At 71.7% G+C, this 16,155-nt stretch carries 6 protein-coding genes; 2 read left to right on the forward strand and 4 right to left on the reverse strand.

What is annotated here, in order from left to right:
* Positions 1-402: 402 nt before the first annotated feature.
* On the forward strand, positions 403-1,185 hold the full coding sequence (locus ACFVWU_RS21405) for an SDR family oxidoreductase (RefSeq protein ID WP_387623199.1): 783 nt from the start codon (positions 403-405) through the stop codon (positions 1,183-1,185).
* A gap of 179 nt (positions 1,186-1,364) precedes the next feature.
* On the opposite strand, the gene ACFVWU_RS21410 is transcribed toward ACFVWU_RS21405, so the two are convergent.
* The 3 genes from ACFVWU_RS21410 to pulA all read right to left on the reverse strand — a co-directional run bounded on the left by ACFVWU_RS21410 (position 1,365) and on the right by pulA (position 11,758).
* Entirely contained in the window at positions 1,365-3,098 is a 1,734-nt protein-coding gene (locus ACFVWU_RS21410) for a carbohydrate-binding module family 20 domain-containing protein (RefSeq protein WP_387623202.1), read from the reverse strand.
* Positions 3,099-3,314: 216 nt separating this feature from the next.
* Positions 3,315-5,645: a M4 family metallopeptidase gene (locus ACFVWU_RS21415; protein WP_387623204.1), complete on the reverse strand. Its 2,331-nt coding sequence runs from the start codon at positions 5,643-5,645 to the stop codon at positions 3,315-3,317.
* A 569-nt stretch (positions 5,646-6,214) separates the two neighbouring features.
* Positions 6,215-11,758 carry a pullulanase-type alpha-1,6-glucosidase gene (gene pulA / locus ACFVWU_RS21420; RefSeq protein WP_387623207.1) on the reverse strand — a complete coding sequence of 1,848 codons (5,544 nt, stop codon included), beginning with the start codon at positions 11,756-11,758 and terminating at the stop codon, positions 6,215-6,217.
* Positions 11,759-12,074: 316 nt separating this feature from the next.
* Here pulA and ACFVWU_RS21425 point away from each other — a divergent pair, with 316 nt between their 5' ends.
* Positions 12,075-13,043: a phosphatase PAP2 family protein gene (locus tag ACFVWU_RS21425; protein WP_387623210.1), complete on the forward strand. Its 969-nt coding sequence runs from the start codon at positions 12,075-12,077 to the stop codon at positions 13,041-13,043.
* A gap of 55 nt (positions 13,044-13,098) precedes the next feature.
* Here the strand turns inward: ACFVWU_RS21425 and ACFVWU_RS21430 are convergent, their stop codons facing one another.
* Complete coding sequence (locus ACFVWU_RS21430) at positions 13,099-16,125, reverse strand: bifunctional [glutamine synthetase] adenylyltransferase/[glutamine synthetase]-adenylyl-L-tyrosine phosphorylase (protein WP_387623213.1); 3,027 nt, start codon at positions 16,123-16,125, stop codon at positions 13,099-13,101.
* Positions 16,126-16,155 lie beyond the last annotated feature (30 nt).

A 16,155-nucleotide genomic window follows, 5' to 3' on the forward strand; every position in this document is an offset into this window, starting at 1 on the left:
GAGAACTCTCCGACCGATGTCACGCCCGGTCCGTCTGACCGGGCGGCGGCCCCCCGGTGGGGCCGGACAGGCCCGGGGGCGCGGTGCTGGTGCGGTCCCCGGAGTGGTGGGCGCGACGTCCCTTACGGAAGCGCACCTTCCTGCGATCTTATGACGTGGGCCAGGGTGGGCCGGTTGCGAGGTGGCCACCGGAAATCCAATGTTTGTTCGCGATCAGGTAAAGGCCTTCACCCCTCCCGCCGGACGGCGGGGGCCGGACGACGGGGGCCACAGCCGCCCACCGGTCGGGCCGTCCGGTTTTTGGGTGCTTTGACCAGTGACGGCGGCCCGCACATCCGGAACGATCTCCTCAGCACGCCCGGAGAGCGACCGCACCGGTACCCGTCCACCGAGGAGAGCACCATGTCCGAGCAGATCACCGTCGCCACCGCCGCAACGGCCCCTGCTGCCGGAGTCGCCGTCGTCACCGGGGCCGGGAGCGGGGTCGGCCGGGCCGTGGCGGTCGAGCTGGCCGCGGCCGGCTGGCGGGTGGTGCTGGCCGGCCGCCGCGCCGAGCCGCTGCAAGGGACGGCCGCGCTCTGCGCCGCCCCGGCCGAGGTGGTGCCGACCGACGTCACCGACCCGGCGGCGGTGGACGCGCTGTTCGCGACGGCCGTCGAACGCCACGGCCGGGTGGACCTGTTGTTCAACAACGCCGGCACCTTCGGCCCGGCCGTCCCGGTGGAGGAGTTGGCGGTCGAGGACTGGCGGGCGGTGGTCGACCTCAACCTGACCGGCGCCTTCCTCTGCGCCCGGGCCGCGTTCCGGCAGATGCGGGCCCAGGACCCGCGGGGCGGCCGGATCATCAACAACGGCTCGATCTCCGCGCACGTCCCGCGCCCGCACTCGATCGCCTACACCGCGACCAAGCACGCGATCACCGGCCTGACCAAGTCGCTCTCGCTGGACGGCCGTCCGTACCGGATCGCCTGCGGCCAGATCGACATCGGCAACGCGGCGACCGACATGACGGCCGCGATGAGCGCCGGGGTGCGGCAGGCGGACGGCCGGATCGCGCCCGAGCCGACCATGGACGTGGCCGATGTGGCGCGCACCGTACGGCACATGGCCGGGCTGCCGCTGGAGGCCAATGTGCAGTTCGCCACCGTGATGGCGACGGCGATGCCGTACATCGGGCGGGGCTGAGGCACCCGGCCGGGACACCCCGCCGGGGCCCTGCTCGTCGTGCGGATACGCGATGGTGTCAGCGCTCCCCCGTCCACGGGGGGTTCGAATCGAAGCGGCACCCACACGAGGGACCCCCCGTCAGCCCGGGCTGACGGGGGGTCCCATGGGGTCGCGAGGGATCGCGAGGCGTCCCGGGGCTACGACTGCCAGCTGTCGTTCAGCGTGACGTTCCCCGAGGGGGGCGCGGTCGCCGTGCGGTTGGCCCCGGACTCCCAGGTCACCGCCCCGCTCGCGTCCTTGCGGACGTACTTGTACTGGAAGGACGTGCCGCCCGGCAGCGACAGCGCGAGCGACCAGACCGGGTAGCCGGCCGAGGAGAGCGGCAGCGCCTTGGCCGGGTCCCAGCCGCCGAGCGCGGGGATGTCGCCGACCACATAGATGTTCTGGCCGTACGAAGTGGTCGCGTTGACGTTGAAGGAGGCGCCGGAGACGTTCGTCCCGGGCTGGACGTACAGCGCGACCGCGTCGCCCGCGCCGACCGTCGCGGTGAACTGCCCGTTGGCGCCCACCTGGTACGTCGGGCCGGTGCAGCCGCCGCCCGGCTGCGGGTCGCCGTGCTGGACGTCGCAGTACGTCCCGGCCGGCAGCCCGGTCTGGAAGGTCTGGGTGATCGCGCCGCTCTCGTGGTTGATCGCGACGTAGCCCCGGTTGCCGCGGCCGAAGGCGATCGCGTTGTTGCCGTTGGACCACCAGTCGGTCACCCCGGTGCCCGCGACCGCGTTGCGGAAGCCGACCATGTTGGCGATCTGCCGCCAGGCGTGGGTGCAGTTCCAGCCGTCCTGGTAGCAGGCGTTCACGGTGCCGCCGTTGGGCGGGCCGTCGTCGTTGGTGGTGAAGCTGTAGCCCGAGTAGATGTTGGGCGAGCCGTAGGTCGAGGCCAGCAGGAAGACGTTGGCCAGCGTGTAGGTGTTGCCGTAGGTGTAGTTGAGGGTGGAGCCGTTGCGCTCGGTGTCCCAGTTGTCGATGAAGCTGCGCGCCTGGTTGCTCGGCAGGTAGCCCCAGGAGGCGCCCCAGCCGCTGAGGTTGGCGAGCTTGTCGCTGGTGAAGACGCGCTTGAGGTCGGTGCCGACCCGGAACTCGTCGACGTCGCCGTTGCCGGTGTACTCGGAGGGCTGGATCGGCTCGCCGGCGCCGTAGATGACCTCCTGCACCCAGTAGGCGTTGGGGTTGGCCATCCTGGCCTTGATCGCGGCGAGCTCACTGGCCGCGATGTGCTTGGCGGCGTCGATCCGGTAGCCGTCGACGCCGAGCGAGCCCAGGTCGTCCAGGTAGTGCGCGATGGTGGTCTGGACGTAGGCGCTGCCGGTGTCCAGGTCGGCCAGGTTGACCAGTTCGCAGTCCTGCACGTTGGTGCGGTCCTGGTAGTTGGTGATCGGCTGGCGGCAGGTGTGGAAGTCCTGGTCCTGGTACGTGCCGGGGTAGTTGTACTTGGTGTACACCGTGCCGCCGGTGCCCGTCCCGGAGCCGGCCGTCATGTGGTTGACGACGGCGTCCGCGATCACCTTGACCCCGGCCGCGTGGCAGGTGTCGACCATGTTCTTGAAGGAGGTGCGGTCGCCGAGCCGCCCGGCGATCTGGTAGCTGACCGGCTGGTACGAGGTCCACCACTGCGGACCCTGGATGTGCTCCTGGGGCGGCGAGACCTCGACGAAGCCGTAGCCCTTCGGGCCGAGGGTGGAGGTGCAGGCCTGGGCGACCGAGTCGAAGCGCCACTCGAAGAGGGTGGCGGTGACGTCCTTGCCGTTGTTCGCGGGCGGGGTGGCGTGGGCGGCGGGGGTGCCGAGACTCCCGGTGAGCGAGAGCGCGAGCGCCGCCGAGGCGGCGAGCGCACCGGCCGCGCGGGCGGGCCGGCGGGTGGGGGTGGTGACCACGTTGTCTCCATGGGGGTGGCTGGGGTGGGGCAGCCGGGATGAACCTCTGGATGGTCCTGCAAGAAAATTCTGTAACTTGCCGGAAACTTGCAGAGAACTTAGAGGCATGGAAAGACAGCGTCAAGGCAACCGACAGAAACGTTTCCGCATCAGTATCCGGGACGCGGCGAAGGCCCGGCAGCCATGGCTGCCGGGCCTTCGCCTACCGACCGGACGTCAGCTGGTCTGGATCGAGGTGTCGTCGACCACGAAGCTCGTCTGCAGCGAGGAGTCCTCGGTGCCGGTGAACTTCAGGGTGACCGTCTGGCCCGCGTAGGACGAGAGGTCGAAGGTGCGCTGCTGGTAGCCGGCCGCGGCGTCCACGTTGGAGTAGGTCTTCAGCGTGGTGCCGTTCACCTGCACGGTCAGCTTGTCGTACGCCGTGGAGCCGGTCTCGGCGGTGTCGATGTGCAGCCAGAAGCTCAGCGTCGCCTTGCAGCCCGCCGGGATCGTCACCGTCTGGGAGACCGTGTCGGTGTGGGTGCTGCCGTAGCCGTCCATCCAGGCCTTCCACGAACCGCCGTGCGCCGCCTGCGAGGCGCTGTTGTCGACCACGCCGCTCGAAGCGGTCCACGGCGCCGCCGAACCGGTCTCGAAGCCCGGGTTGCCCAGCAGCTGCGCCGGCGTGCAGCCGCCGCCACCACCGCCGGTGACCGTCCAGGTGAAGCTGGTGGTCCCGGACTTGCCGGCCGAGTCCTTCACCGTGACCGTCACGTTGGAGCTGCCCGCGGCGGTCGGCGAGCCGGTGATCACACCGGTGCCGGCGTTGATGGCCAGGCCGGCCGGCAGGCCGCTCGCGCTGTACGACAGCGGCGCGGTGCCACCCGAGGCCTTGATCTGCAGGTTGACCGAGCCGCCCACCGCGGTGGACTGGTTGCCCGGGCTGGTGACGGTGACCCCGCCCGGGTTGGGCAGCGAGCCGACGTTGACGGCGGCCCAGGCGGTCGCGACCTGGTTGTACTCGGCACTGTTCGCGCCGTACAGGTCGGTGGCCGCGTTCAGGGTCGCGGTGCGGGCCGCGGCGTAGTCGGTGGTGGAGGTCATGTAGGCGGTCAGCGCCTTGTACCAGACCTGCGCCGCCTTGTCCCGGCCGATGCCGGTGACGGTGATGTTGTTGACCGTCGGGCTGTTGTAGCTGACGCCGTTGATCACCTTGGCGCCGCTGCCCTCGGCCAGCAGGTAGAAGAAGTGGTTGGCGACACCGGACGAGTAGTGCACGTCCAGGTTGCCGACGCCCGAGTACCAGGAGTCGGCCGAGGAGCCGTCCTTGGAGGGCTTGTCCATGTAGCGCAGCGGCGTGCCGTTGCCGTTGATGTCGATCAACTCGCCGATCAGGTAGTCCGGCACGTCCTTGGGCAGGTTGGCGTAGAACTCGACCATCGTGCCCATGATGTCGGAGGTCGCCTCGTTGAGACCGCCGGACTCGCCCGAGTAGTTCAGGTTGGCGGTGGCGGAGGTGACGCCGTGGGTCATCTCGTGGCCGGAGACGTCGAGTTCGGTGAGCGGGTGGGTGTCGCCCGAGCCGTCGCCGTAGGTCATGCAGAAGCAGCCGTCGTCCCAGAAGGCGTTGACGTAGCCGGTGTCGTAGTGGACCCGGCTCATGGCGCCGACGCCGTCGTTCTTGATGCCGTTGCGGCCGAAGGTGTTCTTGTAGAAGTCCCAGGTGGCGGCGGCACCGTACTGGGCGTCGACGGCGGCCGACTCGCGGTTGCTGGCCAGGCCGTTGCCCCAGGTGTCGCTCGACTTGCTGAACAGCGTGCCGTTGCCGGAGGTGCCGTTGCTCATGTCGGTGGTGTACTGGCCGCCGCGGGTGGCGTCCTTCATCGAGTAGGTCGAGCCGCTCTGGGTGGTGGTCAGCGGCACCTGGCCGACGAACACGCCGTTGCCGCTGCCGCGCTTGATGCCGTCGGCCTTGCTGAGCACGTCACCGGTCTTGGCGTCGGTGACGACGTGCAGCTTGCTCGGGGTGCCGTCGGACTCCTTGCCCGCGATGACCGTCTCCCAGGCGAGCTTCGGGGTGCCGTCGGCGGCCCAGACGACCAGGCGCGGGGCGGAGTCGACCGAGCCCTGCTCGGCGGCGAGCGCGGCCTCCTGGGCCTTCGGGGCGGCCAGGGCCGGGGTGGTGTCGACGCCCGCGAGGTTGGCCTCGCTGGCCTTGGTCACGCTCTTGGTGGCGCCGGCCGCGTCCTGGTGGACGATCAGGTCGCCGCCGAGGACGGGGAGTCCGGCGTAGGTGCGCTCGTAGCGCAGGTGGCGACCGCCGTTGGTGTCCTGGACGACGTCCTTGGTGACCAGCTTCTCCTTGCCGTCCAGGCCGAGGGCCTGGGCGAGGGAGGCGGTCTGCTGGTTCGCCGAGGCGATCAGCGCGGCCCGGGTGGTCTGCTGGGCGGCGACGGCGGCCGGCGCGTCCGGGGCGGCCTGGGCGATCACGGGTATGCCGGTGACCAGCAGCGCGGTGGTGGCGGCCAGGACGACCGCCGCCTTCCGGGTGTGAGCGTAACGGGACATGCGGACTCCTTTTCCGACCGGCGCCGGTTCGCGCACGGTGGAGAGAACCTGGGCCGCGGGGTTGCGGCGCAGTGGGGGCCCCCGGCGGGTGCGACGGGGGTGCGGTTGCGGTGCTCACGGGCGTTGCAGGGGCTCGTTGCAGGGTTGGGAGGCGCTGCACCTCAACTGGAGCGACTGCACCGGGGGGTGGGGCCCCCTCGTCTGCAGCCGGAGGAATCGTGGCAGCAAACGCGCCGCCAATGACAGATGCATGCCACTGATTGGCCGATTCATTACCGAAACCGTATGCACAACGGGTCGTCAGTTGTGTTACGGCATAACCAAGTCTTGAACACGGTTTTCATGGTCCTGGCAAAGTTCGATCACAGCCGGAGGTGACTGACCAGCACTCAGCCCTCCGCCGCCTACCGCGCGGTAGGCGGCAGCGTCGCGCGGGTGCGGCACGTCACAGTTCCGGCCGTGCCACCGCCGGATTCCGGCCATTCCCCGGCCGAAACGGAACCGGGCCCCGCACCGGCCGTAACGGCGGTGCGGGGCCCGGGAGTTACCGGACAGTCGGAATCAGTGGGTCAGTTCTGGACGAATACTGCCACGGTACGACCCGGCACGGTGAAGGTCCCGGTCGCGGTGTCGAAGCCGGACTGCTTCACCACCTGGTCCACCCCGGCGGCCTGGACGGGGTGCAGCGCCTGGCCGGTCCCCTTCAGCTTGGCGACGACCTGGCTCTGGGTGGTGGGCGTGGCGTTGAAGACCACCGTGACGCCCTTCTCCGCGCCCGGCAGCCCGGTGCCGTCCAGGTGCAGGGTGATCACCCCGGGGGTCTCGCCGGACGTGCCGGAGAGCGGGTACGACAGCCGCTGCTGGACGTCGGCCAGGGTGGGGAGCGAGAACAGCGGCGAGGACTGCTTGATCCGCAGGAAGTCCTGGAACTGCGCGGTGGTCGCCCGGATGTCGGCCGCACCCACGGTCAACTTGGGGTTGGCCAGCAGGGATCGGGCGGTCGGCCACATCTCCTGGTTGTCCTTGGCCATCGGCAGGCCGCGGCCCCAGCCGTTGCCGTCCGCAGGGCTCCAGTGGATGGCGTTGAACCAGTCGCCGGAGTCGTACGCGTTGGAGTCCAGCGACTTGGAGCGCAGCAGGTCGCTGCCGGCCTGGGCGAAGCCCGCGCCCTGGGTGAGCGCGGTCAGCGACAGCCCGAGCGCCTGCATCCGGGCCCGGTCGGCGGGCGCGGTGCCGGTCGGCAGCTTGTACGCGAGCGCGTCGAACAGGTCGGTGTTGTCGTGGGCGTCCACGTACTCCACCGCCTCGCCCGGCTTGGCCGCGTACCCGGTCGGGGCGCCGTTGTAGTCGACCTGGGCGCCGGTGACGGCCTTGCCCGAGCTGTCGGTGAAGGAGTAGCCGGCCAGGTTGCCGGTCAGCCCGACCTTCAACTGGTCCATCTGGTGCAGCAGTCGGGCCTTCTGCTCCTCCGGGCTGCCGTTCGCGGGCGAGCCGTTGGGGTCGGTGTACAGGCCCGAGGCGAAGCCCTGCTGCGGCGCCGAGCCGAGCATGAAGTTGCCGCCGCGGGCGGCGTCGCGGATCCGGTCGTCGAAGGTGGCGATGCCGGTGCCGGCCATGTTCTGCTGGGTGGCCTGCTCGAACCGGGCGTTGTTGGCGACGGTGCCGAAGTTCCAGCCCTCGCCGTAGAGGAAGATGTTCTTCCCGTCCACGCCGTCCGACTCGGGCGTCATCTTCCGCAGCGCGGCCTGCACGTCCAGCATGGTGGACTTCGGGTCGAGGCCCATCAGGTCGAAGCGGAAGCCGTCGACCTGGTACTCGCGGGCCCACAGGGTCACCGAGTCGACCACCAGGCGGTTCATCATGGCGTGCTCGGGCGCGGTGTCGGCGCAGCAACTGTCCGCCGTCACCTTGCCGTCGGCGTCCAGCCGCTGGTAGTAGCCGGGGACGACCTTGTCCAGCACCGAGTGCTCGGCCTGGCCGCTGGCGGCGGTGTGGTTGTAGACCACGTCCAGCACCACCCGCAGCCCGGCCGCGTGCATCGCCTGCACCATCTGCCGGAACTGCACGGTGCGCGCCGTCCCGTTCGGGTCGGTCGCGTACGAGCCCTCCGGCACGTTGTAGTGCAGCGGGTCGTAGCCCCAGTTGTACGCGTCGTCGGCGGCGACGGCCGCCACGCACTCCTGCTGCTTCGGGCTGTCCGGCGGCAGGGACTTGAGGTCGCAGGCCGGCAGCTTCTGGTCGGCCCGGTTCTCGTGGATGGTGGCGATGTCGAAGGTCGGCAGCAGGTGCACCGTGGTCACCCCGGCCTTGGCGAGGTCCCGGAGGTGCTGCATCCCGGCCGAGTTCGACTCGGTGAACGCCAGGTAGGTGCCGCGCTCGGCCTCCGGGACGGTGGTGTCCTCCACCGAGAAGTCCCGGACGTGCAGTTCCTGGATCTGCTGTTGCGCGGGCGGGACGGCCTGCGGGCGGGGCTGGTCGTCCCAGCCCTGCGGCTTGAGCTCCTTGGCGTCCAGGTCGGCGACCAGGCTGCGCTTGGAGTCGGTGGACAGCGCCACCGAGTACGGGTCGGTGACGGTGTTGACCACCAGCTGCTGCACCGACGGCGCCCAGACCTTCACCTGGTACAGGTAGTACTTGCCGTCCAACTCCTGCTTGTCGCGGACGACCTCCCACACCCCGGTCTCGTCGTCCAGCTTCAGCGGCAGCGTCCTCGGGGTGCCCCCGGTGGCGCTGTCGAAGACCTGGACGGACACCTCCTGGGCGGTGGGCGCCCACAGCGAGAGCGCGACCTTGCCGTCGTAGTACGCCGGACCGAAGTCCACCTTGCCGGTGCGGCGCGCGTACAGGTCGTCCAGCACGCCCGGGGTCTGGACGCCCGTCCCGGCCAGCACCGCGCCGCTCGGCAGGTGTTCGGTGAACAGCAGCTGGCCGCGCAGCGCGGCCGGGACGCGGGCGGTGTCCCGGGCGTCCACGGTGAAGGCCCGGTAGCCCGCCAGGTGCGGGTACTCGGCCTTCTGGGCGTCGGTCAGCCCGCCGGCCACGGGGTTGAGGCGGATCCACTTGCCCGGCTTGGTCAGCACGCCCTTGTCGGCGCGGATGCCGCCCTCGGGGTCGTAGACGAGCTGGGCGCTGGTGCCGCCGGCCAGGGCCTGGTCGGTGGCGCCGTAGTTCGCCGGGACGACGACGGTCTTCGCGTCGATCCACTGGGCCTTGGCGCCGGAGAGGTCCAGCTGCGAGGAGGCGGCGGGGTTCTGCGGCAGCAGGTAGCCCTCACGGCCGCCGAGGATCCACACCTCCTTGCCGTTGACGGCGAAGTCCAGCGACTGGTCGGCGGGCAGGTCCTTGTCGTTGCCGTTGTGCAGGATGTAGCTGAGGCTGGTCGCCCCGGGGGCGAGCGGCACCTCGAAGACGGCGCCGAAGGCGTCCCGGCGGGCCGGCATCAGCGGCTTGCCCCAGTCGGTGGGGTTGGCGGCGCCGGTCCAGTCGTGCAGGCCCCAGCCGTCGTAGTTCCCGTCGGCCCGGTTGTAGTGGATCACGGCGGTGTTCGCCGGCGGTGTGTCCGCCGGGCCGGGGTCGGCCGTGCGGACGGTCGCGTCGCCCTGCTTCAGCCACACCTCGCCGGTGGCGCCGACGTCGATGTGCCGGTCGGCGTCCACGTCCTTGACGCCGTTCTTCTCGACGATGAAGCCGACGTCCGAGGCCCCGGGCTTCAGCCGCACGTAGGCGAAGGCGCCGTACGCGTCCCGCCCGATGAAGGGGTGCCCGGCCGGCCACTGGGTGCCCTCGCCGTCGGCGAGGTCGCCCCAGGCGTAGAGGTTCCAGCCGTCGTAGTCGCCGTCCGGCCGGTTGTAGTGGACGACGGCGTACGGGCGGGCGCCGGCGGTGGGCACCGGCTTGGGCGCGGGGGTGCCGGTGGTGAAGCTCGCGGTGGCGGAGCGCAGATGTCCGCTGGAGTCCTGCACGACGGCCTTGTACCGCACGACCGTGCCGGGCGCGACCGCGCTCAGGTCCTGGGTGACGGCGAAGAGCCTCCGGCCGTCGGAGCCGGACTTCCCGGTGTCGGCCGTACCCAGGGTCTGCCAGGGCCCGTTGCCGATCTGCGCGGCGAAGCTCACCCGGTTGAAACCGCCGCCGTCCGCCGTGGCGCCGACCGTGACCGGGCCGGTCGAGCCGTCCGCCGGCGGCTGCACCGAGAGCTGCGGCGCGGCGTTCACGGCGGCCAGCTTGGCGCCCGCCTTGAGCACCACGGAGGACAGTGCCGGGACGGTCACGGTCACCTTGCGGTCCGCGCCGCTGGTGACCCGTGCTCCGGCCGAGGGGTAGATCGGGTCGAAGCCCATCCCCGCCGAGAAGGTGTCCAGCGTGACGGTCTTCGCCTCGGTGGCGTTGTTGACCGCCACCAGGTACTCGACCTGCTGGCCGGCGTCGATCCGGGAGAAGGCGTACACGCCCGCGCCGTCGGACGCGTAGCGCTCGATCTGCGCGCCGTCGGCCAGCGCCGGGTTGTCCCGGCGCAGCTTGGCCAGGCCCGCGATGCCCTGGTAGAGCTCGCCGCCCTGCCCGTACCGGTCGGCCGGGCCGGAGGCGCCGCCGAGCACCCGGTCGCTGTTGTAGGAGGGGGTCCTGGAGGCGAACATGTCCTGCCGGGCGTCCTTGTCGCCGCCCGCGCCGGTGAAGCCCTGCTCGTCGCCGTAGTAGACGACGGGCTGGCCGCGGGTGAGGAACTGCAGCTCGCTGCCGAGCCGGTCCTTCTTCAGCAGGGTGGCGTCGTCGGCGCCCGGGTTGTCGGCGAGCAGGAAGGAGCCGAAGCGGCCCATGTCGTGGTTGCCGAGGAAGGTCGGCAGCTCGTACGCGTCGGTGTCGGCGCTGGTGTAGCGGTAGTCCTGGGCGTAGACGTCGGCGAGGTTCCTGGCCGGGCCGCCCTGCGAGACGTAGGAGCGGGCCGCGCCCTGGAACGGGAAGTCGAGCGTGGCCTGCAGCTTGCCCTTGGTGACGTACGGCGAGGTGACCGCCGGGTCGCCGGAGTAGACCTCGCCGAACATGAAGAACTTCTTGTTGCCCTGCTTGGTGGCGAAGTCCTTGAGCGCGGGCGCCCACTGCTGCCAGAAGGCCATGTCGACGTGCTTGACGGTGTCGATCCGGAAGCCGTCCACACCGGTGTCCTTGACCCACTGCTGGTAGACCTGCTCGAAGCCCTTCACCACCCGGGGGTTCTGGGTGTCCAGGTCGTCCAGGCCGTTGAAGTCGCCCTCGGTGGCGGACTCGCCGACGAAGGTCGAGTCGCCGCGGTTGTGGTACAGCGCCGGGTCGTTGAGCCAGGACGGGTTCTTGGCCTTGGCGTCGGCCGGGGTGCGGAAGACCGGGGTGTAGGGGAAGGAGTCCTTGGTGATCTTCGGCCAGGGGGCTCGGGCGTCGGCGATCGCGGTCTCGTCGACCGGGTTGCCGTCGGCGTCGAGGGTCGGGTACGCGCCGACCGAGCGGTAGCCGTGCTGCTGCTCGGCGTCGTCGATGACGTCGGCGGTGTGGTTGGTGATGACGTCGAAGAAGACCTTGATGCCGCGCGCGTGCGCCTTGGCTATCAGCTCCTTCAGCTGCTCGTTGGTGCCGAAGTGCGGGTCGACCTGGGTGAAGTCGGTGATCCAGTAGCCGTGGTAGCCGGCCGAGGCGTCGGCTCCGCTGCCCTGCACCGGCTTGTTCTTGAAGATCGGGGCCATCCAGATCGCGGTGGTGCCGAGGTTCTGGATGTAGTCGAGCTTCTGGATCAGACCGGCAAGGTCGCCGCCGTGGTAGAAGCCCTTGTCGCCGGGGTCGAAGCCGTTGTCCAGCCGGCCTCCGGTGATGCCACCGGTGTCGTTGGCGGCGTCGCCGTTGGCGAAGCGGTCGGGCAGGACGAAGTAGAACTGCTCGCGGGTGAGGTCGTGCCGCCCGGCGGTGGCCGCCAGAGCGGCGTCCGAGGGCGGGGGCGGCGGGGCGGCGGCGAGGGCCGCGGGGGCGCCGCCGAGGGTGGCGGCGGTCAGTGCGGCGGCCAGCAGCACGGCCGTGCGGCCGGGTCTGCGGCGGCCGGTGCTCCGTCGGGCTGTGCTCCGTCGGGGGCGGAGCGGCGTATCGGCCACTGAGGGGCTCCCTTGGGGGAAGGGCGATCGATTTCCCAGGAAGCTAGCGGCCTGCAATATGTTTCAGCAAGATGCAGAAAGCGTTTCGTGCCGGGAAAATCCAGGCCACGGGCGCTCCGGACCACCCCGGTTACGCCCTTTCGGCCACCGGCCTGACAATGGGACGTATGTCCGCTCCACCGGTAACCACCAGACCCGATCGCACCCCCTACCCCGGTGGGATCCGCCCCCTAGCCCTCAAGGGGGACAGCCGGTGAAGAATCCACTTCCAGAGGATGAGCAGACGGCTACGAGCGGTCTGGCAGACTTGCCGACCATGGGGGAACCGACCGAGATCCAGCGAGGCGACGCCGGGCGCGCCGACGCGGCCCACGGTGGCGGTTCCGAAGCAGCGGCGGCCGCCCCGGCCCGGCTGCCCGACGGAGCCACCCGTGCCGCCCAGTCCCGCACCGCCGCTCTGCGCGGCCGCATCCGCGACCAGCGCCGCTCACCGGCCCGGCCGCGGATCTTGATCGAGCTGGCCCTGATCGGGATCAGCTACTGGCTGTACTCGATCGTGCGCAACGCCGTCCCGGAACAGGAAGCGACAGCCCAGAAGCACGCGCGCTGGATCTGGGACCTGGAGCAGAACCTCGGCATCGCGGTCGAGCGTTCGATCAACCACGCCATGGACAGCGTCGGGTGGCTCATCACCGGGATGAACTACTACTACGCGACGCTGCACTTCATCATGACGATCGGCGTCCTGGTCTGGCTCTACCGCAGCCACCCCGGCCGGTACGCGGCCGCCCGCACGGTGCTGTTCGTCACCACCCTGATCGCCCTGGTCGGCTTCTACGGCTTCCCGCTGGCCCCACCGCGGCTGATGACCGACGGCGGCTTCATCGACACCGTGCAGACCCACCACACCTGGGGCTCGTTCGCCTCCGGGCCCGCCGCACACGTCTCCAACCTGTACGCCGCGATGCCCTCGATGCACATCGGCTGGTCGATGTGGTGCGGCCTGGCGATCTTCTTCCTGGCCCGCCGGAAGTGGGTCAGGGCGCTCGGTCTGATGTACCCGGCCGCCACCCTGCTGGTCATCATCTCGACCGCCAACCACTTCTGGATGGACGCCGTCGGCGGCGAGATCTGCCTCATGCTGGGCTTCCTCGCGGCCCGCTGGCTGTACCACGAGTGGGTCTACAAGCTGCCCCGGGTACCCACCCGGGAGAAGGCGGCGGAGGAGCCGATCACCGTCCCGGAGCAGTGGAGCGAGCCGGCGGTCAGCACCGCGCGGCGGTAGCCGTACCGAACAGGGGCCCCTCGCGCAGGGGCCCCTTTCACATGCCCGTGAAGGCTCAGCCGGACCCGTAGAACAGCCGGTCCACCACCGCCCGGGCCCGCCGGGTGGTGCGCCGGTAGTCGTCCACCAGCTCCCCGCTGTGCCCGGCGCCGTACCCCAGGTAGCGGGCCACCCCGGCCAGCTCCCGGGCCTCGCCCGGGAAGCTGTCCCCCGGCCGCCCGCGCACCAGCATCACCGCCGCCCGCACCCGGGAGGCCAGCACCCAGGCCGCGTCCAGCACCTCCGCGTCCGTCGGCTCGACCAGTCCGGCCTCCGTGGCGGCCGCCAGCGCGGCCCTGGTCCTGGTGGTGCGCAGGGCCGGCAGCTCGTGCCCGTGCTGGAGCTGGAGCAGCTGCACCGTCCACTCCACGTCCGCCAGCCCGCCCCGGCCGATCTTGGTGTGGGTGGTCGGATCGGCCCCGCGCGGCAGCCGCTCGGCCTCGATCCGCGCCTTGATCCGGCGGATCTCCACCAGGTCCCGCTCCGGCACCCCGGTGCCCGGGAAGCGCAGCGGGTCGATCAGCTGCCGGAACCGCGCCCCCAGCTCCTCGTCCCCGGCCACCGGCTCGGCCCGCAGCAGCGCCTGGCTCTCCCAGGCGTGCGACCAGCGCCGGTAGTAGGCGGCGTACGAGGCCAGGGTGCGCACCAGCGGGCCGCTGCGCCCCTCCGGCCGCAGGTCGGCGTCGACCAGCAGCGGCGGCTCGGTGGACGGCGCGGCCAGCAGGGTCCGCAGCTCGTTGCAGACCGCCTGGGCGGCCCGGGCCGCCTCCTGCTCCAGCGAGCCGAGCAGCGGCTCGTGGACGAAGAGCACGTCGGCGTCCGAGCCGTAGCCCAGCTCGTGACCGCCGAAGCGGCCCATCGCGATCACCGCGATCCGGGTCGGCAGGTCCCCGTGCTCGGCCTCCCAGCCGGCCACACAGGCGCGCAGCGCGCCCTGGAGGGTGGCGCCGTTGAGCGCGGTCAGCGCCTCCCCCGCGGTGTCCAGCGCCTCGCCCGGGTCCTCCCCGAGCCGGCCGAGCACGTCCGCCGCGGCCGTACGGAACAGCTCCCGGCGGCGCACCGACCGGGCGGCGGCCACGGCGGCGGCGGTGGACCCGGCCCGGCCGACGGCGGCCAGTATCTCCGACTGCAGCGCCGCCCGGCCGCGCGGCACCAGGCCCTGCGGGTCGCCCAGCATGGCCACCGCCTCGGGGGCGCGCAGCAGCAGGTCGGGGGCGAGCCGGCCGGCCGACAGCACCCGGGCCAGCTGCTCGGCGGCGGCGCTCTCGTCCCGCAGCAGCCGCAGGTACCAGGGGGTGCGGCCGAGCGCGTCGGAGACCTGGCGGAAGTTGAGCAGCCCGGCGTCCGGGTCGGCCGAGTCGGCGAACCAGCCGAGCAGCACCGGCAGCAGGGTGCGCTGGATCGCCGCCTTGCGGCTCACGCCGGAGGCGAGCGCGCTGATGTGCCGCAGCGCGGCGGCCGGATCGGCGTAGCCGAGCGCCTCCAGCCGGGCCCGGGCCGCGTCCGGGGTCAGCCCGGCGGCGCCGGGCGGCAGCTCGGCGACGGCGTCGAGCAGCGGACGGTAGAACAGCTTCTCGTTCAGCCGCCGGACCTCCACCGCGTGCCGCTTCCACTCGCGCTGCAGCGCGGCCACCGGGTCGGAGCGGGTGTCGTCGTTGATCAGCGCCGCGAGCGAGCGGGCGAGGCGGCGCTGGTCCTCCTCGGCGGTGGGCATCAGGTGGGTGCGGCGCAGCCGGTGCAGCTGGATGCGGTGCTCCAGCGAGCGCAGGAAGCGGTACGCGGCGTCCAGCGAGGCGGCGTCCGCCCGGCCGACGTACCCGCCGCGGGAGAGCGCGGCCAGCGCCTCCAGGGTGTTGCCGCTGCGCAGCGCCGGATCGGTGCGGCCGTGCACCAGCTGGAGCAGCTGGACGGAGAACTCGACGTCGCGCAGCCCGCCCGGGCCGAGTTTGAGCTGGCGGTCCAGTTCGGTGGCCGGGATGGAGTCGATCACCCGGCGGCGCATCTGCTGCACGTCGGTGACGAAGTTCTCCCGGGCGGCCGCCTGCCAGACCATCGGGGCGAGCGCCTCGACGTACGCGGTGCCGAGTTCGGCGTCCCCGGCGACCGGGCGGGCCTTGAGCAGCGCCTGGAACTCCCAGGTCTTGGCCCAGCGCTGGTAGTAGGCGAGGTGGCTGGCCAGGGTGCGCACCAGCGGGCCGTTGCGGCCCTCCGGGCGCAGGTTGGCGTCCACCGGCCAGATGGTGCCCTCGCCGGTGGTGTCCGAGCAGAGCCGGGTGAGTGCGGCGGCCAGCCGGGTGGCGGCCTTGACCGCCTCGTGCTCGTCCACGCCCTCGCGCGGCTCGGCGACGAAGATGACGTCCACGTCCGAGACGTAGTTGAGTTCGCGGCCGCCGCACTTGCCCATGCCGATCACCGCGAGTCGGCAGGCCGCGGCGGCCTCCGGGTCCTGCTCGGCGGCGAGGTCCAGGGCGGTCTGCAGGGTGGCGCCGGCCAGGTCGGCGAGTTCGGCGGCGGTCTGGGCGAGGTCGGTGGTACCGGTGAGGTCGCGGGCGGCGATGGCCAGCAGGCAACGGCGGTAGGCGACCCGCAGCGCGTTCGCCGGGCTGAGGGTGTCGTCCCGGACGCCTTCGGCGAGGGCGCGGCGGAAGTCCTCCGGGCCGGGGTGCATGTCGCGCAGCTCGAAGGTGACCAGCGCGTGCCAGTCGTGCGGGTGCCGGGCCAGGTGGTCGCCGAGCGCGGTGGAGACGCCGAGCACGCCGAACAGCCGGTCGCGCAACGGCTTGGAGGTGGTGAGGGTGTCGCGCAGGGTGTGCCGCTCGGGTTCGTCGGCGGCCTCCAGCAGCCGGGCCAGGCCCAGCAGCGCGAGGTCGGGGTCGGCGGTGGCGCCGAGCGCGTCCAGCACCACCGGGTCGTCGGCCAGGCCCACCAGTGCGGGGCCCGCCAGTAGCCGCACCGCCTGCGCTGGGTCGGTGAACCCGCGCCGGACCAGCCTGATCTCGGGCCGGCTGACCCGGCTCCCGGCCCGCTGCTCCTCCGCCGCCATCGGCCCCTCCGTCCGTCCCCCAGCAGGTTA

The sequence above is a fragment of the Kitasatospora sp. NPDC058190 genome (assembly GCF_042883685.1).
Classification (GTDB): Bacteria; Actinomycetota; Actinomycetes; order Streptomycetales; family Streptomycetaceae; genus Kitasatospora.

Bases quoted from the DNA above. Each gene is read 5' to 3' on its own strand.
- ACFVWU_RS21405 (WP_387623199.1), top strand. From the start codon at position 403: ATGTCCGAGCAGATCACCGTCGCCACCGCCGCAACGGCCCCTGCTGCC.
- ACFVWU_RS21415 (WP_387623204.1), bottom strand. From the start codon at position 5,645: ATGTCCCGTTACGCTCACACCCGGAAGGCGGCGGTCGTCCTGGCCGCC.
- ACFVWU_RS21425 (WP_387623210.1), top strand. From the start codon at position 12,075: ATGGGGGAACCGACCGAGATCCAGCGAGGCGACGCCGGGCGCGCCGAC.
- ACFVWU_RS21430 (WP_387623213.1), bottom strand. From the start codon at position 16,125: ATGGCGGCGGAGGAGCAGCGGGCCGGGAGCCGGGTCAGCCGGCCCGAG.